Raw genomic sequence first — 18,860 nt, 5'->3', positions numbered from 1 at the left:
TAGCACCTAGGTTCCATGCCGTTACCGCAGGCGCTTTCCTCTACTCTCTACGCATAAACTATGGCCGAAGACCTCAAGACCGTCACGCTGAATGAGGTGCACCAGCAGCTAGGTGCCAAGATGGTGCCCTTCGCCGGGTACAACATGCCCGTGCGCTATTCCTCCGACCTCGACGAGCACCACACCGTACGCCGGGCCGTGGGTATTTTCGATGTGTCGCACATGGGCGAATTTCGGGTGCGCGGCCCGCACGCCCTCGACCTGATTCAGCGCGTGACCAGCAACGACGCCAGCAAGCTCGCCGACGGCAAAGCGCAGTACGCCTGCCTGCCCAACAACGAAGGCGGCATCGTGGACGACCTGCTCGTGTACCGCCTCGCCGACCAGGAGTATATGCTGGTCGTCAACGCATCCAACATCGAGAAAGACTGGAACTGGATCAGTCAGCACAACACCGAAGGCGCGGAGCTGGAGAACGTGTCGGATGAAATCAGCCTGTTTGCCGTGCAAGGCCCCAAAGCCGCCGCCGCGCTTCAGCCCCTCACCGATGCCGACCTAGGTAGCATTCCGTATTACTCGTTTGTGCAAGGTACTTTCGCCGGTGCGCCCAACGTCATCATCTCGGCCACGGGCTACACCGGCGCCGGCGGCTTCGAGCTGTACGTGCCCAACGAGCACGCTAAAACCGTGTGGGACAAGATTATGGAAGCGGGTCAGCCGTATGGCCTGAAGCCCATCGGCCTAGGTGCCCGCGACACGCTCCGCCTCGAAATGGGCTATTGCCTCTACGGCAACGACATCGACGATAAGACTTCGCCGCTGGAAGCTGGCCTAGGTTGGATTACGAAGTTCACCAAGGATTTTACCAACTCGGATGCCCTGAAGCAGCAGAAGGAGCAAGGCGTGAGCCGTAAGCTGATCGGCTTTCAGATGGACGGTCCTGGTATTCCGCGCAGCCACTACCCGCTGGTAGATGAAGCTGGGGAGCAGATTGGAGAAGTGACTTCGGGCACGCAGTCGCCTTCGCTGAGCAAAGGCATTGGACTAGGTTACGTGAAAACGGAGCTGAGCAAGCCCGGCAGCAAAATCTTCGTGCAGGTGCGCGGCAAGAACTTGCCGGCTACCATTGTAAAGCTGCCGTTTGTGCCGGGTACGGAGTAATCCGGTTGTGTTTTTAACGTGATTTTCCGTCTGTCATCCTGAGCTTGCGAAGGACCTCCCTCTCTTAAGCGAAAAAGCTAAATACTGCCCTAAACTCTCTTTCACCAAGGTGCAAGGTGTAAAAGGTTTAGGGCATTGAAGAGAGCTTTTCGTTTATCAGAGGGAGGTCCTTCCTTCGTCAGGATGACAGACGTTTTTTGTGCTTTCTAAAAGAAAATAAGTTGCCTAGCCTCGACGTCTGCTTAACCCCTGAGCTTCTTTCCCTTTTCGACTTACGCGGCCGCGTGGCCGTGGTCGTGGATATTCTGCGGGCCACTTCCTCTATCGTGACGGCGCTGGCAGCGGGCGTTTCGCACATCGTGCCGCTGAGCGAGCTGGAAGAATGCCGCGCCTATGCCAGCCAAGGCTACCTCACCGCCGCCGAGCGCGATGGCCGGCAAGCCCCCGGTTTCGACCTAGGTAACTCGCCCTTCGGCTACCTCAACGAGGCCTTGCCCGTGCGCGGCCGCGCCGTCGCCATCACCACTACCAACGGCACCCGCGCCCTTCAGCTTTCCCTGGCCGCCGATGCCGTGATAGTGGGCGCCTTCCTGAACCTGAATGCCGTGGCAGACTTTGCGCGTCAGCAGCAGAAAGATGTGGTGGTCGTATGCGCCGGCTGGAAGGGTAATTTCAACCTGGAAGACACCGTTTTTGCCGGCGCTTTGGCGGAACTGCTAGCACCCGACTTCGACGTGACGAGCAGCGACGCCACGCTAGCCGCGCATCAGCTGTGGCAGCAAGCCAAACCAGACCTAGGTGGCTACCTGCTCCAATCGTCGCACGTACGCCGCCTCAACAGCCTGGAAGCCAACAAAGACATGGATTTCTGCGTGCGCCTAAACGAATACAACCTAGTCCCCATCTGGCGCAACGGACAGCTGGTCATTTAACATTTACCAGTTAACATTTAACAACTGCCAGTTACCAATACTTATCTGCTAGATACCTAGGTTGGGCAGTATTAACTGATAGTGATACCTGTTAAATGTTAATTGATAAATGTTAACTGTTTTTCAGCTTCTCGTTTTGGCGGTGGCGGTCGGTGTCGCGAGTTGTTTTCTTTTCCAGGTTTTTCTGGAGCGCCTCGGTGAGATTAATGCCGGTTTGGTTGGCGAGGCAAATCACCACAAACAGCACATCGGCTAGCTCGTCGGCCAGGTCTTTGTCGCGGTCAGATGCTTTGAAGGACTGCTCGCCGTACTGGCGGGAAATAATGCGCGCTACTTCACCGACTTCCTCGGTGAGTATCGCCATGTTGGTCAACTCGTTGAAATACCGGATACCTGTGGTTTTGATCCACTGATCGACGGTTTTTTGGGCCTCTTCGATGGTCATGAGAGTAGCTGCGTAAGTGAGTAGCTGAGTATGCGTTGGACGAACTTACTCAGTTACTCATTTACGCAGCTACTCTTTGCCCTCCGGCGAGTCGAGCACGATGGTAACCGGGCCGTCGTTGAGCAGGCGCACTTTCATATCGGCGCCGAACTCGCCGGTGGCGACTGGCTGGCCGAGCAGCTTTTCCAGCATCTGCACAAACTGCTCGTAGAGCGGAATGGCGACGGGCGGCGGGGCGGCACCGATATAGCTAGGTCGGTTGCCTTTGCGGGCATCCGCCAGCAGCGTAAACTGGCTGACAACCAGCAGCTGGCCGCCTATATCCTGAACGCTGCGGTTCATCTTGCCCTCGTCATCACCGAAGATGCGCAGTTGCACGAGCTTGCGCGCAACCCAGTCGAGGCTGCGCGTATCATCAGTGGGCGCAAAGCCGGCCAGCACCAGCAAGCCTTGCCCGATTTTGCCGGTAACACGTCCGTCGGCCGTCACGCTTGCCTCGCTAACGCGCTGAATAACTGCTCTCATTGTATCTGGTTCGTTGAAATTGTAGCACAAAATGCAGCACGCTGTAGCGCGAAGCTCCTGCTTCGCGTATCGTTGAACGATCGGACCTAGGTTGTGCTAGCGTAATCGTTCAACGATACGCGAAGCAGGAGCTTCGCGCTACATCGCGCTACATCGGTGTCGCTAGTATGCTAGCCTGACTGCAAAGTACAGCCTGCAAATCCTTACTTGCAGCTTGGCTGATGTTAAATGGTAGATGGTAAATGTTAAATGTTAAATGAATAAGCCGTTGTGGCTCCTGCTGGCGTTGCTGATGGTGGCAGGCGTGCGCCTGCACGGCTTGGCCGCGGCCGCTTTACCCGACTACGACTCAGTGCGCAACTGGCAGATTGTGCAGGAAGTGGCCGTTGGCGACCTTAGGAACCTTTACCACCACGGCAGCCCCGGCTTCTCATTGCTCTACGCGCCGGTAGCGTGGTTTACCACCGATTTCCACGTTTTTCAGTACCTGAATGCGTTGGTGGGGGTGGTAGCCGTTGGGTGGCTCACGCTGTTCATCAGTCGGGAAGCTAGGTTAGCGGGCTACGAAGCCGGGTTGCTAGTCCTCTTCATCGGAGTATCGACTTTCCTGACCTTCTCCGGGCGCGACTTTACAATGGGTTCCTGGGGCCTCGTCGTCTTCACCGGGTTGCTGCAAGCCTATTATGAACGGCTGCGCCAAGCTACACCTAGGTCTTTGTTACGCGCAGCAGTCTGGGTGACTATCGGCTTGTGTATCAACTACAAGTTCCTGCTGACACTGCCCATTCTCGCCGTTTTTGAGCTGTTGCAGCAAGATGGGTTATTACTTCGCCCGCGTAACCTGCTGCGCGTACTTGCCATACTTGCGACGCCGTATGTAGTACTGGCCGCCGTGAGCTTGGCCGTCGGCTTGCCGTGGTATCGATGGTTGGCGGTGTACTACAACATTGTGCGGCCGGGCGCCCCCAACGCTGCCGGCCGCCAAGGCATGGCGCACTTAGATGCGCTGTATTACCTCAAATTCCTCCGCGACTTTGAGTCGCCGCTGGTGCTGCTGGGGTTGGTGGCCGTCCCGCTGCTATGGCGGCGGGCGCTGTTTCAGAAGCTGAAACAACCGAATCTTGTCCGCTACCTGGCTATTTGGGTGTATTGCTTTCTGGTAGGTATGTCACTGCTGCTCAAGGCCCCACGCGGCTTGCTGCTCATCTACGGCTTGCTCTACGCCCTCACGTTTCTGAGTCTGCGCCAGGTGCTGGATCGGCGTTGGTGGGCACTGTCGCTCGTGGTGCTCGTGGCAGTCGGCTTCAACCTAGGTCATATTCAGCGTGAGATTTATGCCTACACGCCTAGCCACTATCCGGAAGTAGCCGCCTGGCTGCGAAAACACGGCAGTCCGCCGGTAATCAGCACGGTAGGGCAGGGGCTCGTGCCTTACGTGGTGCCTGGCTCGGTGGCTGTCATTACCGATGAGCATACTTTGCCCGCTCTCCGTCGGCAAGGCTACCGCTACGTGTTGCTTGATGATTATTGGCGCGTGACAAACGTCCTGAACTTCGATTCGTTGCGCCAACTGCCCGTCGTAGCGGCTTGGCCCGAGCCGCTGCTCACCGCGCCGCTACTCTTCCTGGAGCACTCCGAATACACGAGTCTAGGCTACGATGAAACCCTAGCCCTCCAAAGAGCCGCCCGCCGCGACTCCCTCCAACTTCGCCTGATTTCAATCAACTAACAGCTGATCAATTACCAGTTACCAATTCGCTACTAACCTAGGTTCTGAATTGGTAACTGATAACTGATCAGCTGTTAACGTAGGATTTGTAGGCTGTCGAGCGTGTGTTGGTAGCGGCGGGCGTTCTGCTTGTGCTCGGCGTAAGTTTCGGCAAAATCGGAGTAGCCGCTGCGGTCGGGGCGGGCGCAGAAGAAGTAGTAGGTGTGCGCGGTAGGCTTGAGCACGGCATCAAGGCTTTGGCGATTCGCGGAGGTAATCGGGCCGGGAGGTAAGCCTTTGTGCTTGTATGTGTTATAGGGCGAGTCGACGAGCTTGTCTTTGTTCAAAACCCGTTTCACCCCAAAGTTGCCGATAGCCCAGAGCAGCGTTGGGTCGGCTTGCAGGCGCATGCCGTGGTGCAGCCGATTGAGGTACACGCCGGCAATGATGGGTTTATCTTTGGGCTTGGCAGTTTCGCGCTGCACGATGCTGGCCAGCACATGCACTTCCGTGGGCGAGAGGCCAAGCGAATCGGCACGACGGCGGCGCTGTGCGGTCCAAAAACGAGCGTGCATCGCCGCCGCCGAATCCAGAAATTGCTGCGCGGAGGTGTTCCACACAAAGCGGTACGGCCCCGGCAAAAACAGCGTCAGGATGGTCGTCGTATCGAGTTGGTAGCGTTGCTTTAGGAAAGAATTATTCCGCAGCAACTTGCGCAAAGCGCTTGAGTCGGTTTCGAGCTGCCGGGCCACTTGCCGGGCTAGCTGGGGTTTGTACTTGAACGCATCCAGCTGAAAAGCCACCGTATCCTGCTGACCTAGCATCAGCTTATCGAGCAACCTGGCATTGCTAGTGCCGAAGTTTACAAGATAGCGCCCCGGCCGAATGTGCGTCGGGTAGCCACGCCGTTCGGCCAACCACGCGAAGGTAGCGGGCTCCAGCAGCAGTTCCTGGCGTTCCAGCGAATCCAGCACCTCCAGAAATGAAGCGCCCGTGCGGATGTATAAATAAGCCGGGCCGAAGGGCGACGCCGCCACATTAGGCTTCCAATATACCCGCCAGGCAGCATAGAAGACCGCGCCACCGAACAACAGCAGGAGCACGAGCAAAATCACCGCAATGCGGCGGCGCAACGGGGAAGAAGCAGAGGAAACGGGAGAAGGCAAAATGGTAAGCTACAAACAGATCAAGGCTTTATAGCCTTTAAGGCCACACGCTGCCAGGCAAACGAATAATCACCCTCGGGCAGTTCTTGGATGTTGAAAAAACGAACCGCCGCCGGTGGTGCCGTCGAGAAGGCGGCCCGTACAGCCTCAGCTTCCTGGCCCGTGCAGCCCGATTTCGTCATCCAGTCGTTGAGCTGCATGGCAATGTCGCTAGTAGGTTCGCCGAGTGCTACTACGTGCAGGCCGGCGGCTTCCACGGCCCGGTGCCACTCCTGCGGAGCCAGGTTGCGCATGTGCGAAGGGTCGCGCAGCGCCTCAACCCGGTTTTGCCATTCCGCCACTTCTGGCTCATCGTCGGGTACGCACGTATCAGCCAGCAGGAAGCGGCCGTGCGGGCGGAGTACCCGTTTCACTTCGCTCAAAAACTGCGGCACCGATTGAAAGTGGTGCGGCGCAATGCGGCAGGTCACGAGTGAGAAGGCAGCATCGTCGAAGGGCAGGGCTTCGGCGGCGCCTTCCTGCCAGGTTACATTACTGATCTGCTGCGCGGCCTGCTGCTGCCGGGCTTGCGTCAGCATCCCGGTCGACACATCGACGCCCACTACCGACTGCACAAAGGGCGCGAAAGCAAGGGCAGTGAAGCCCGTACCCGTTGCTACGTCCAGCACCGTGTCATCGGGCTGGCACTCGGCCTGCTCCAGCAGCCAGTTCAGGGCCGTGCCGGTCCAGGAGTTCCACTGCGCATTGTAATGGCTGGCCTGACGGTCAAATTGTTCTTTGGCGGAGCGAGTAGACATAGCCTTGAATAAATCAGGTAAGGAAAAAGCTAGCTTCCGAAGCGTTGTCAGTCATCTTGCTGAACATGTCGACCCGCAGCAGCTAGGCTTCAAATGGCTCAGCAATCAGGTTATAATCGAGGCCGTGCCGCTCCGTAGTTTCCCGCAGAATGGTTTTTTGCCACGGCCGCAGAACTTGCTCAGCACCTAGCTCGATGATGTCGGCAATTAGTCGATTCGACAGCACAAGGTTTGCTACGTACCCATTGATGTCGGTGGTAATGTGTGTTTTGAGTGCGGTCAGCAGTTGTTCGCGGGCATCGGCTCGGGCTGCCTTTTCGCCGCTCAAGCGTCGGCGGAAAGGAAAGCGCCGCTGCTCAGCCGGTAATGCCGGTTCGGGCACCGGAACAAAGTTATCGGGCGAAAGCGCCGCCAGCTGGTCAAGGTAAGGCGAGCGTTTCAGCTCCGGATGCAGGCCACGGGTCGCCTTCCAATCGGTAGCATCCTGGGGCATGGCGCGCACCAGCTCCGGGAGCCGATCATTGGCAAACACCATGTAAGGCGGCCGGTCGAGTTCCTTCGCAATCCGGTCGCGAAGCAGGTACAGGTCGCGGAACAGCGGCATCTCGTTAGGCTGAATGCGGTACTTGCCGGCAATGCGCAAGTAAGGGCGCTCATCACGCGTATAGCGAACTTCTTCCAGCGCTTTGTTTTCCTCCTCGGCCCAGTGCGCACGACCTAGGTCGGTGAGCTTGGCCGTGAGCCGGTCGCTCAGCTCAAACAGGTAGAGCACGTCGTTGGCCGCGTACAGCTTCTGGGCTTCCGTGAGAGGACGCTTGAGCCAGTTCGATTTCTGCTCGCCTTTGTCAACCTCCAACCCTAGCTCGCTCTGAATCAGTCGACCCAGCGAGATGTTGTTGTCTGATTCGCCCAAAAGCGTGTACTGCACGCTCGTGTCAGTGATGTGGCGCACATGCACGCCATACAGCTCATCCAGCAGCAGAATGTCGGATTTACAGCTGTGAAATACCTTTTCAATGGCCGGGTCGCGCAGCAACACCCAGATGGGTTCCAGCTCGTGCGCTGGGTTGGTTAGCGGAATAGGATCAATAAGATATACTTTCTGGCCGTCAAAGATCTGGATGAGCGCCAGGTTGCGGCCATAGCGGTGGCGCATATCGTCAAACTCCAGATCAACCGCGAGGCGTGAGCTGGCTCGTAGCGTGTCGGCCGTTTGTTGGATATCGGTCGAAGTAGTTAGGTACTGAATGTCCGTCATTAAGAATGAAATAATACAAGGCGGAAACCAGAGTAACAGCGCCACCGGAGACTGGTTCTGGTAGGAGTAAAGGTAGGAAGCTCCGGCGGGGAAAGCCAACATACCTAGGTCTTATGATGCCGCAGCCTGCAAATGAGTCATCTGGCTGACAACGAGTTCAACGAGCCACGCAGCACACGCTATGCCTCAAAAACGCTGCTAAGCTTAAGTGCCTGCATACATGGAATACGCGCTATGAATCTGGGCTTTATGCTATTTAATTGCAGAAATATAATTAATGCAATATTAAAAGGGAGTTAAATTTTCCTTTAAAAAAGAAGGAGGTATGCATACAAAAATAGATTTCACTAATAAATTTGTATTCCTACCTGCCTAATTACCGCCGCGACACCAGCCGTTGACCCTCTTTTCTGCCGATCTGTCAACCATTTTCCTGGTTTATTGCGCTTAAGCCCCCGTGCTTAGTTCGGTAAGATGTGAATTGTGTGCCTGGCTTCTTTGAGCAGAAGCCATTTATGAAGTTGTGTTGTAGCAGGGTCCTTTTTTCATTCCTGGCAGTTTTTCGACTGGCAGTTTTTTTCACTTTAACCGGCTTACGGGCCACGTTTAATGAAACAAAAGTTTATACTCACTTTGGTGTGGTGTCTGCTGCTGGCGTCGGTTGCCTGGGCGCAAACCCGCGCCATCAGTGGCCGCGTAGTAGGCTCCGACGGGGCAGGGCTGCCCGGCGTTACGGTGCTGGAGCGCGGCACCACAAATGGCACGAGCAGCAATGCCAACGGCGAATTCTCGCTGACGGTGCAGCCGGGCGCGTCTCTGGTCGTTAGCTCCATCGGCTTTGAAAGCCAGACAGTAACCGTTGGCTCGGGCTCGACCGTGAATGTTACGCTGAAAACCAGCGCCACGCAGCTGAATGAAGCAGTAGTGGTAGGCTACGGCACGCAATCGAAAGCCGACCTGACGGGCTCGGTGACCCAGCTCACAGCCCGCGACGTGGAGAATACACCTGTAGTAAGCTTTGAGCAGGCTATTCAGGGCAAAACGCCGGGCGTAGTCATCAACCAGACGTCCGGAAAGCTAGGTGCCGGCTTGCAGATTCGGGTGCGCGGCTCTTCGTCCGTCACGGCTTCCAACCAGCCGCTGTACGTGATTGATGGTATTCCCGTGACTTCGCAGGACGTAAGCTCCGATACCGAGCCCCTCAACCCGTTGGGCGATCTGAACCCGAATGACATCGAAAGCATCACGATTCTGAAAGATGCTTCATCTTCAGCTATTTATGGTTCGCGCGCCTCGAATGGGGTAGTGCTGGTGACGACCAAAAAGGGTCGCCAGGGCCAGACGAAAGTGAACGTGGGCTACTACTACGGCACCAGCTCGGCTACCAAGAAACGCAAGTTTCTGAACGCGGCGCAATACAAGGAGCTGTTCAGCGAAGCAGCCATCAATGCTGGCTACGACGACCCCGCTGATGCCTTCACGGAGAACGGCCTCGACTATGACTCGCCCTATGATGAGAGCTGGGTGGATGCTGGTCTGCGTCGTGGCTACGTGACGCAGTATGACTTCAACGTGAGCGGCGGCGATGCCAAGACGCGCTTCTACCTGAGCACCACCTATAACGATCAGAAGGGCATTATTGTAGGCAACCGCTACCGCCGGGGCAGCGCCCGTCTGAACCTAGACCACTCCATCAGCGACAAGCTGAAAGTGGGGTTGAACTTCTCGCTGACGCGCTCTGTGAACGACCGGGTGCCGGAAGACAACGACTTCTCTAACCCGATTCAGCTGAATGCGCTACCGCCAATTCAGCCGAAGTACGACCCCATTACGAAGCAGCTGAACCAAGCGACTCTCTACTATAACAACCTGCTGGACCTGCAGAACGGCATGAACCGCGCTGGTACCTACCGTTCCTTCAGCACGGCTTACCTGACGTATCAGCCCATCAAAGGCCTGACGCTGCGCACTGAAACCGGTGCCGACTTCCTGAACCTGAACGAAGAGCTGTACCGTGCCGCTGGCACGCAGACTGGTGGCAACTCAGGCTATGGGTACAACAACCAGGTGCAGGTGATTAACTACACCACCAACAACACGGCTACCTACAACTTCACCCTGCACGAAGACCACAGCTTCGATGTGCTGGGTGGTTTCTCGTTCCAGCGTTCGGACACGAAGCAGACCTCAGCTGAAGGTCGAGGCTTCCCAAATTCTGAGTTCACCAAGATTGCCAGTGCCGCTATCAAGACGGCGGGCAGCGCTTCTTCGCAGAGCGGCTACTCGTTCATATCGTACTTCGGCCGCCTGAACTACGCCTTCCGCAACAAGTACCTCGTGTCGGGTAGCATTCGTTATGATGGCTCTTCGCGCTTCGGCAAGGCAAACCGCTATGGTACCTTCGGCGCCGGCTCCTTGGGGTGGTTGATTTCGGAAGAAAGCTTCCTGAAGGATAACTCGGTGGTGAACTACCTGAAGCTGCGCGGCAGCTACGGCCTGACGGGTAACGCCGAAATCGGTAACTATGCCTCGCGTAGCCTGTATTCGGCTATCTTCTACGCCGACCAGTCGGGTATCACGCCGGCAACGTCGGTGAATGGCGTGCTGACTTACGCCATTGGCAACCCGAACCTCTCGTGGGAGAGCACCGCGCAGACCGACCTAGGTCTGGAGTTCGGTTTGTTCAAAAACCGCTTGTCAGGTGAGATCGATGTGTATCAGAAAAATACCCGCGACCTGCTGCTGAATCGGCAGCTGCCCTACCTCAATGGCTATAGCCTCGTGACTGAAAACGTGGGCAAGCTGCGCAACCGCGGCCTAGAGATTTCGCTGAATGGCCTCGTTATCGACAAAGCAGTGAAGTGGAACGTGGGCGGTAACATCTCGTTCAACCGCAACCTCATCACTGAGCTGGTTGATCCGATTGTGGCAGGCGGTAACACGCTGGCGCAGGTGCGTGAAGGAGAGCCTATCGGCGTGTTCTATGGTCGCAAGTACGCCGGCGTTGATCCCGAGACAGGTGATGCTTTGTACTACACCGCTGACGGCAGCAAGACGAACAATCCGGCTGAGGCTTCGCAGCAGAAGCTAGGTAACCCAAACCCCAAATACACGGGTGGCGTGACGACCAGTGTTTCGTGGAAAGGTTTTGACTTCAGCGCCGTAGGTCAGTTTGTATATGGCAACGACATCTACAACACGGCTGGAAGTTATCAGTCGGTGAATGGCGACTACTTCGACAACCAAACGGTTGACCAGTTGAAGCGGTGGCAGAACCCGGGCGACATCACCAACGTGCCGCAGGCGCGCCTGTATGCCTCGAACGGTACGGCGGTTTCGTCGCGCTGGATATCGGGCGGCTCTTTCTTCCGCGGAAAAAACTTCACGCTGGGCTACACGCTGCCCAAGACGCTGATGGGTGAAAGTGTGCTGAAAACGGCGCGCCTCTACGTGACGGCTCAAAACCTGTTCACCATCACCAACTACGACGGCTACGACCCCGAGGTGAACTCCGCCACGTTTGGCAGCGCCAACTACATCCTAGGCCATGACTTCTACACGCCGCCACTGGCGAAGACCTTCTTGGTGGGCATAAACCTAGGTTTTTAATCTACTGCACTGACTACTAGAATGAAGACTATATTTTCCCGTTCGGCTGTGGCGCTTACCCTGGGGGCAACCCTAGCGCTGACGGCTTGCGAAAAACAACTGGACCTGGCGCCGCCGCAATCGGTAGATGCCACGACTGCGCTCAACTCGGAAGCGAAAGTAGGTAGCGCCGTCATTGGCCTGTACGCCAAGCTCGACGAGCCGTCGCTGTATGGCACGCAGCTGATTCTGGTGCCCGATGTTCTGGGCGGCGACGGCTATGTGAACTGGCAAGGCTCCTTCACGACGTATCGTGAACTGATCCGGCGCACTACAACCAGTATCAACAACATTGCGGAAACTATCTGGCGGGTAGCTTACCAGGACATCAACCAGGCAAATCTGGTAATCAATGCCTTGGAGGTAGTTGCCTCCAAAGATTTGAAAGCACAGTATGAAGGGGAAGCCCGCTTTGTGCGCGCCGACCTGTTGTTTGAGCTGGTGCGCCTCTACGGCAAGCAGTACAACGCCGGCACTGCTTCCACGGACCTAGGTGTGCCCATCAGCCTGACCCCGGCCCAAACATTGGAAGACGCAGCGGTAGAACAGCCACGCGCAACGGTGGCACAGGTATACCAGCAGGTTATTACCGACTTACAAGCCGCTATTAAGCTACTACCGCCCACGAATGGTTTCCGGGCTTCCAGCTACACGGCCAAGGCATTGCTGGCACGGGTGTATTTGCAGCAAGGCAACTACGCAGAGGCGCTCACCCTAGCCGATGATGTAATTAAGAACAGCGGCAAGTCACTGTCGCCCACGCTACAGGCGGTTTTCACCAACCGCAACTCATCAGAGTCGTTGTTCGAAATTCAGCAGAATGACCAGAACAATGCCGGTACTTCCAACAACGGTCTGGCTACCTTCTACGCCAATATTGACCAGCTTGGGCGCGGTGATGTGCAGGTGCTGGGCAGCTTTTCCAACCAGTACGGTCCTACTGACGTTCGCGGAACGGATTCGCTGACAGCTGACCAAACCAAAAAGCTCATCTACATCGGTACCGGCCCGACACGCGCGCCTGACCTGCTGCGTTCCGGTAAGTGGACTTCCTATGGCCAGAATATTCCTGTTATCCGGTTGGCAGAAATGTACCTGATTCGGGCAGAGGCCTCTTTCCGCGCTGGCGACTCTGAAACTGCTCTAGCGGATGTAAACCGCATTCGCACGCGCTCGAATGCTACACCACTCACCGCGGATGAAATCTCCCTGAGCGCGATACTGCGCGAGCGGCAGCTGGAGCTAGCTTTCGAAGGCTTCCGCATTCACGACCTAAAGCGCACCGGCACCAACGTTACGTACACGGCCACGGATGGCACGCCCGTAACCATCGACATCACGAATCCCCGTTTCGTGCTGCCGGTTCCGCAGCGCGAAATCAATGTGAATCCTAGCCTGATACAAAACGCCAGCTACTAACCTAGCTTACTGATACCAAAAAAGGTCGCTACAATTCTGTAGCGGCCTTCTTTATGCGCTATAGCCTGGCTTTTACTTACTCGTCCTCGTCTTCATCCGAAGCCTCAAAATCTAGCTCGGAAGCTAGGTCCAGAGCCTCGGCAATGATATCGTCCATCATTGGCTTGGTGTCGGCGTCTAAGGCGCGCTCGAAAAGATTGAAGAGCTGTTCGGCTTCCTCGTTCACGTAGAGGTTGGTATAGAGACGCTCGAACAGCTTTGCGTCGCGGGTGATGGTAGCGTCAATGTCGGCGACGGAGCGGGCACGCAGGGCTTTGTGCAGCACCTCCATCACACGGCGGCTTTCTTCGTGGTCACCTAGGTCGGCGACGAGCTTCAGCAGCGACATGGCCACGCCCAGGCGAACCCGCTCGAAGCGAAAAGCCAGGTCGGCTTTGGAAGCGTGCTCGAACTCGGCGTAGACTGCGCGAATAGGTTCGGTGATATAAGTAGCCACGTCAGCTTCCGCGCGGAAGGCGGCACGTAGGAGCTGCTCGTAAGGGTAGATTCGCATGGTAAAACGGTAAAAGCAGGAAATGGAGTAAGCGGGCTAGGCTTAGCGAGACTGAATTAAATACGGGCCTCTTGTAACCTAGGGTGGCAAAGGTACGATTGATTAGAAAGGCGAAAGCCGCGCTGCTGCCTCACCTGTTACTCTTCGTACTTCATTTCTAAAGCTTCTACCTAATGACACACAAAGAAAAATGGCTGCTTTTTGCCCCCTCGGGCTTAGTTGTTATTGGCTTCGGCACTTGCCTGGTGCAATGGGCAACCACTAAAATGCAACGGAAAGCGCCTACTCGCGAGTGGGTGCTGGCTGGCACGGCGGCGCTAACCGTACTCAACGCAGGTGTGAGCCTGTTCGGACGCGGCGTAGCAGAAAGCGTGCTGTACCAGATCCGGGAACAAGGACCATCTGCCGTTACCGTCGACAACATTCCTACGGAAACCTCCGCGCTGGATACAGAGGAAGCTTCCGCTCTCGATTAGCCGTCATAGGTTTCACTTATGAAAACCAAAAGGCCCGTTGAGCTTGCTCAACGGGCCTTTTGGTTAGCTAGGTTCGCGTATGCTACCGACCGGCTTGTACCGATGTGGCGGGCTTAGCAACACGGAAAGGAACTCCCAATAGTTCTGCCACGCGAGGTGCCACATCTTGCAGCGCCATTTGAGGCACGACTTGGCCAGCCGTGAACCCCGGACCATAGCCAATAAAGCCCGTTTGAATTTGCGCGAAATCGGGGAAGAAGCCGTGGGTGCCGCCTTTGCCCGGCTTCACAACTGCACCTTCCCGCGCTGCGCTCATCGAAACACCTGGCACCGGCGCCAAGGCCAAGGCAGCATTCGGATCGGCACCGATTTGGTCCAGCTCAGCGCGCTCGACTACGCGGAATAGCTTTTGTTGTTCGGCGGGCAGCTTACTGAGTAAAGCGCGCACTTGCGCCACCGTTTTCTTGTCGCTTTTGTTTTTCAACATCAGAAACGCCGCGGCGCCTGACGTGTGAAACTGCGCTTTCCACTCGCCTTTACCAGCGCCGTACAAGCCATTCTGGGCTAGCCATACGTTAGGAGCCAAGGTCGTGTTGATATCCACAAAGCCGTGGTCACCGGTCACGATAACGGCCGTTTCATTCTGAATTCCCGCTTTGGTAAGGGCTTCCACAATGTTACCCACGGCCCAGTCGGCGGTGGCGAGGGCTTTGCGCACATGCTCTCCGTCGCGGCCGTCCTGGTGCTCGGCGTGGTCTACCCCGAAAATATGGATAGTGAGCAGCGCGGGCTTGTAGGTTTCCAGCAGGTAAGCCGCCATGCGGCTGCCGTTTTCGTCGCCGCTCGCGTAGTCGCTGCTCATTTCGCGGGCCGTGAGCTTGCCGGTAGCGTTCTGCTCAATTTCCTCGAACAAGCCTTTCGGCGTGGTCTGCTGCCGGATGGGTGTCAGGCGGTCCATGTTCTTATCGAGCGACCAGAACTCGGGTACGTTGTAGTCGATGGGCGCGCCAACCGACACGGGCCACTGCACGGATGCCGACTTCAGGCCGGCTTGGTGCACCGCATCCCAGATTGTCTCGGTTTTGATCAGGTTTTCCTCCCAATACCAACGGCCGGTAGCACCGTCGGGCTCGAAAGGCGAGTTGTAATAAATGCCGTGCTGAGCCGGCGCCACACCCGTAATGAGCGTCGTGTGCGACGGATACGTCACGCTCGGGAATACGCCCCGCACGCCATCGGCCGAGGTGCCTTGCGCGGCCATGTGCTGCAAATTGGGCGTCGGCCACTTTGTTTCGCGGTAGAAATCAGGCCGGAAGCCGTCTATGCTGATGAGCACGACGTGCTTGGCCGTTTGGGCGAACGTGCTGAAGGTGAGGCCAAGACCTAGGCCTAGGGTGGTGAAGAAAGATTTCATGGCTGTGGAATTGTGAAAATTTAGAACGTCAACGGTCGTCATGCTGAGCTTGTCGAAGCATCTCTACCGCTTCGTTGCTAGTGGGCGGATTACTACTGCGGTAGAGATGCTTCGACTATGCTGCGCGTCGCTCAGCATGACGACCTAAAAAGCAAGGCTAAAAAGAATACCGGGCGCCGAGCTGAATCTGGTAGGGCGTGCCGTTTTGGTTGGTCGTGCCCACGTTCTCATTCACGCGGTAGATGTAGCGCTGCGTGGCCTGGTTGAACCCCGTAACCGACAGCAGATTCTGCTGACCTAGGTTGTAGTTCACGCCCCAGTCCTTGTTGAGCAGGTTGGCGAAGTTGAACACATCCACGCTGAAGGTGAGGCCTTGCGTTTTGAAGGTCTTGAAGGTCTTTTGCAGACGCACATCAAAGGTGCCAGAGAAAGGATTGATGCCGCCGTTGCGGTCAGCGATGGTGCCCAGGCTGCGACGGATGTAGTCCTTGGCGCGGTTATCGGGGTTGTCGAGCACCTTGCGCATGGAAGCGGCTACAGCGGGGTCCGTTTCGGGGTTGTTCGGGTCGAACACGAAAGCTAGGTCGTTGTCGGTGCCGGGGCCGCCCACGAAGTCGCCGTTGATGTCGGCATCCACCGTGAGCGAGTAGCGCGTACCACCTAGGCCCGTGAAACGGCCGCTCAGCGCGAAGCCTTTTACCGTGGGCGTGGTGCCGAAGAACACCACTTTGTGACGGAACTGGTTATCGGAGTAGTTGATTTCGCTCAGGCTGCGCGGGTCCGACTTGATCGGGCGGAAAGTGGAGGTGTTGGCCACGTTGCCGTTGTAGGACGTATTATCGCGGGTCGAGTTCCAGGTGTAGCTGGCGTTGAAGAAACCATCCCGGAAGTAGCGCAGCTCGGCATCTACTACAATGTTGGCTTGGTGAACTTTAGCGCCGTTGTTGAACTCCAGGGTTCGGCCTACGGCTTGTGTTTTACGACCCAGCACGTTATTCGTGATACCCGCCGTGGTGATGGTATTGGCCGGCACGAACACGCCGCGGTTGGCTTCGTTGCTGAGCGTGAAGTACGGCTGATCGACCAGGTTGCGGTCGAGGTACACGTAGTTGTCCTTGGTGTAGGAATAAAGGAAGTTTACACCCACCCGCAGCCAATCGTTCACGATGCGGTTGATGCTGAGGTTCGCTTTGTAGATGTTAGGAACCTCTAGATCCTTGTTGTTCAGGTTGATGGTCGACACGTAGGGCACGCCTGGCAGCAACCCTGGGGCTGCGCTAGGGTCGGCGCGGTAGGCCGGGAAGTCGGGACGCGGCACCGGATTCGAGCCGGTGGAAGGGCGCGTTACGTCGATGGAAGCAACCTTGGTGCCGCTGTTCTGGATGTTGTTCACCTGGGCATAGTTCACGGGGTTAGCCGAGAAAATGCCGCCACCCAAGCGCACAATGCTTTTCCGCTCGCCCTTCACATCCCAGGTCAGTTGCACGCGGGGCTGAATGTTGTTCCAGTCTGTCGGGTTGTTGTCGGTGCGCAGACCTAGGGCTTCCTGCACCACGGGGTTGTAGGCGCCGGCCGTTAGGTAGCTGGTCATGTCCCAGCGCAAACCGAGGATAGCCTCTACGTGCGGCAGCGGATTGTACTGCATTTGCCCAAATAGCGACGTATTCAGCACATATTGCTGCACCGACGGAATGCCTTGCAGCGGCACTTCCCGGGCATAGCGCGAAGGGTTTAAATCGTTAAATTCCTGCAAGCTGTTGAACACAAAACGCCCATTCTGCTCGCTCGAAATGTAGGTGTCGAGGTAAGTAAGCGTGTTGTCCGTGCCGAAGGTGAAGTTGTAGCGGCCTTTAGTCAGGTAGGTCGTGTTCACCAGCTGAATCTGGTTTTCCAAGTTGTTTTCGGGGGTGAAGCGTTGCCCACCGAGCTGCACTGAGGTGCTACCCTGGCGACCATTGGGCAGGCGGGAGCGCACCGTCACGATGGCGCGCGGAATGTTGGCAGAAGGTAGCTCGTCGTTGGGCGTGTAGTCGCGCTTCACGGTCTGGTACTGCACCTTCAACTCGTTCAAAAGGTTGGGGCTGAACTGGGTACGCAGCGAAGCTAGGGTGCTGTTTTCGCGCGACTTAAAGTTGCCATACACCTCAAACAGGTTGATGCTGGAGTTGTCGTCGGTGCTGTTGGGGTTGTTCCAATCGCTGTAGTTGTTGCGTAGCGTCAGGCGGTTCTTCTCGTTGATCTGCCAGTCGAGGCGAACGAAGAAGGTGTTAGCCAACGTCTTGCGGCCAAACTCGCCGGTTTGTTTGGCGTTGCTCAGGCCGTACTTCGTGCGGCCAATAGTCAGTACCGTATCCAAGGCGCCGCGGCTGATACCTAGGGCATTGGCATCAGCATCCGACTTGATGTCGGCAATAAAGAAGGGCGCCGATTGATCTTGCCGGTCGAGGGCAGTGAAAAAATGCAGCTTGTCCTTGATGATCGGGCCACCTAGGCTAAAGCCGTACTGGTTGGTGGTGAAGTTCTGGGTGCGGCGGTTGCCCCGAATATCATAAGAGCTAGCCAGGAAATCGGCTCGGTAATAGTCGAAGATAGAGCCGGTGAAGGTGTTGGTGCCCGACTTGGTCACGGCGCTGATGGTGCCGCCACCCTGCCGGCCCTGGGTCACATCGTACACGTTGGTGGCCACCTCAAACTCGCGGATGGCTTCTAGCGAAAGCGAATACGGGCCGTTACCCACGGCACCGGAAGTGAGGTTGTTACGCGCACTTACCCCGTCGATGAGGTAGTTGGTGGAAGAGGGCAGCTGTCCGCCCACGCTGCCGCCGTTGGAAGTAGGCGCCAGCGAAGCTAGGTTGGTGAAGCTGCGGTTTAGCGTCGGAATCTGGCGAATGGCTTGGTCCGTGATGGCCGTGCTGCTGCCGAGGCGGTCGATGCGGCTGTTCAGGGCATTGCCACGCACCACCACTTCCTTCAGCCCAACGGAGGCCGGCTGCATGGTGAAATCGATGGCAAGTTGGTCACCTAGGTTCAGGGCTAGCTCATTTTTAACTTGAGCCGCCGAGCCGATGTAGGTGGCCCGCACACTATAGGGTTTGCCGAGCGGGAGCTGCCGTAAAAAGTAGCGGCCTTCGCCGTTCGTAACGGTGGTAGTTTGGAAACCGGTGGCTTCGTTGCGAACTACGATGGTCACGCCCGGCAGCGTAATACCTTTCTCATCAACGACCCGGCCCGCAATGGAAGCATCGGTCGATTGACTTAGACCTAGGTGCGCGCTGAGCAGCACCCACAAGAGAAAAAACAGCGTAAACGTTTGGCGCATGGTGGTAGGGGGTGAAATGGATGCGCAAAGTTTCCGCTG

Annotated in this window: 14 protein-coding genes; 6 read left to right on the top strand and 8 right to left on the bottom strand. The window is 56.7% G+C overall.

What is annotated here, in order from left to right:
- The first annotated feature begins 60 nt into the window (after positions 1-60).
- A complete protein-coding gene (gene gcvT, locus IEX74_RS00960; RefSeq protein WP_188810072.1) occupies positions 61-1,161 on the top strand; it encodes a glycine cleavage system aminomethyltransferase GcvT in 1,101 nt (366 codons plus the stop codon).
- Between the two features lie 221 nt (positions 1,162-1,382).
- Entirely contained in the window at positions 1,383-2,093 is a 711-nt protein-coding gene (locus IEX74_RS00955; protein WP_188810070.1) for a 2-phosphosulfolactate phosphatase, read from the top strand.
- 112 nt (positions 2,094-2,205) lie between these two features.
- On the opposite strand, the gene IEX74_RS00950 is transcribed toward IEX74_RS00955, so the two are convergent.
- Positions 2,206-2,538, bottom strand: coding sequence for a nucleotide pyrophosphohydrolase (locus IEX74_RS00950; protein WP_188810068.1), 333 nt, complete (start codon positions 2,536-2,538; stop codon positions 2,206-2,208).
- 69 nt (positions 2,539-2,607) lie between these two features.
- Complete coding sequence (dtd, locus tag IEX74_RS00945; RefSeq protein ID WP_188810066.1) at positions 2,608-3,063, bottom strand: D-aminoacyl-tRNA deacylase; 456 nt, start codon at positions 3,061-3,063, stop codon at positions 2,608-2,610.
- Between the two features lie 256 nt (positions 3,064-3,319).
- On the opposite strand from dtd, the gene IEX74_RS00940 reads away from it, so the two are divergent.
- Positions 3,320-4,792 carry a hypothetical protein gene (locus IEX74_RS00940; RefSeq protein ID WP_188810064.1) on the top strand — a complete coding sequence of 491 codons (1,473 nt, stop codon included), beginning with the start codon at positions 3,320-3,322 and terminating at the stop codon, positions 4,790-4,792.
- A gap of 74 nt (positions 4,793-4,866) precedes the next feature.
- On the opposite strand, the gene mltG is transcribed toward IEX74_RS00940, so the two are convergent.
- From mltG to IEX74_RS00925, 3 genes are all read right to left on the bottom strand, one after another.
- Complete coding sequence (mltG, locus tag IEX74_RS00935; protein ID WP_188810062.1) at positions 4,867-5,937, bottom strand: endolytic transglycosylase MltG; 1,071 nt, start codon at positions 5,935-5,937, stop codon at positions 4,867-4,869.
- A 20-nt stretch (positions 5,938-5,957) separates the two neighbouring features.
- The gene (locus tag IEX74_RS00930; RefSeq protein WP_188810059.1) at positions 5,958-6,734 is read right to left on the bottom strand and encodes a class I SAM-dependent methyltransferase; all 777 of its coding nucleotides are present in this window, start codon (positions 6,732-6,734) and stop codon (positions 5,958-5,960) included.
- Positions 6,735-6,816: 82 nt separating this feature from the next.
- Positions 6,817-8,094 (bottom strand): ribonuclease D, encoded by a 1,278-nt coding sequence (locus tag IEX74_RS00925; protein ID WP_188810056.1) that lies wholly within the window; start codon positions 8,092-8,094, stop codon positions 6,817-6,819.
- A 507-nt stretch (positions 8,095-8,601) separates the two neighbouring features.
- On the opposite strand from IEX74_RS00925, the gene IEX74_RS00920 reads away from it, so the two are divergent.
- Complete coding sequence (locus IEX74_RS00920; protein WP_188810055.1) at positions 8,602-11,601, top strand: SusC/RagA family TonB-linked outer membrane protein; 3,000 nt, start codon at positions 8,602-8,604, stop codon at positions 11,599-11,601.
- 21 nt (positions 11,602-11,622) lie between these two features.
- The gene (locus IEX74_RS00915) at positions 11,623-13,059 is read left to right on the top strand and encodes a RagB/SusD family nutrient uptake outer membrane protein (protein ID WP_188810053.1); all 1,437 of its coding nucleotides are present in this window, start codon (positions 11,623-11,625) and stop codon (positions 13,057-13,059) included.
- 76 nt (positions 13,060-13,135) lie between these two features.
- Here the strand turns inward: IEX74_RS00915 and IEX74_RS00910 are convergent, their stop codons facing one another.
- Positions 13,136-13,612, bottom strand: a complete 477-nt coding sequence (locus IEX74_RS00910; protein ID WP_188810051.1) for a hypothetical protein — start codon at positions 13,610-13,612, stop codon at positions 13,136-13,138.
- Positions 13,613-13,785: 173 nt separating this feature from the next.
- On the opposite strand from IEX74_RS00910, the gene IEX74_RS00905 reads away from it, so the two are divergent.
- Positions 13,786-14,088 carry a hypothetical protein gene (locus IEX74_RS00905; RefSeq protein ID WP_188810049.1) on the top strand — a complete coding sequence of 101 codons (303 nt, stop codon included), beginning with the start codon at positions 13,786-13,788 and terminating at the stop codon, positions 14,086-14,088.
- A gap of 82 nt (positions 14,089-14,170) precedes the next feature.
- Here IEX74_RS00905 and IEX74_RS00900 read toward each other — a convergent pair whose 3' ends face one another.
- Both IEX74_RS00900 and IEX74_RS00895 read right to left on the bottom strand, forming a co-directional pair.
- Complete coding sequence (locus IEX74_RS00900) at positions 14,171-15,502, bottom strand: alkaline phosphatase family protein (protein ID WP_188810046.1); 1,332 nt, start codon at positions 15,500-15,502, stop codon at positions 14,171-14,173.
- Between the two features lie 157 nt (positions 15,503-15,659).
- Positions 15,660-18,821 carry a TonB-dependent receptor gene (locus IEX74_RS00895; protein ID WP_188810044.1) on the bottom strand — a complete coding sequence of 1,054 codons (3,162 nt, stop codon included), beginning with the start codon at positions 18,819-18,821 and terminating at the stop codon, positions 15,660-15,662.
- Positions 18,822-18,860 lie beyond the last annotated feature (39 nt).

Origin of the sequence: Hymenobacter cavernae (genome assembly GCF_014641455.1) — a bacterium.
In the GTDB taxonomy this organism is placed as follows: Bacteria; Bacteroidota; Bacteroidia; order Cytophagales; family Hymenobacteraceae; genus Hymenobacter; species Hymenobacter cavernae.
The sequence above is the reverse complement of the archived record's forward strand: the minus strand, read 5'-3'. Positions and strand labels throughout refer to the sequence as shown.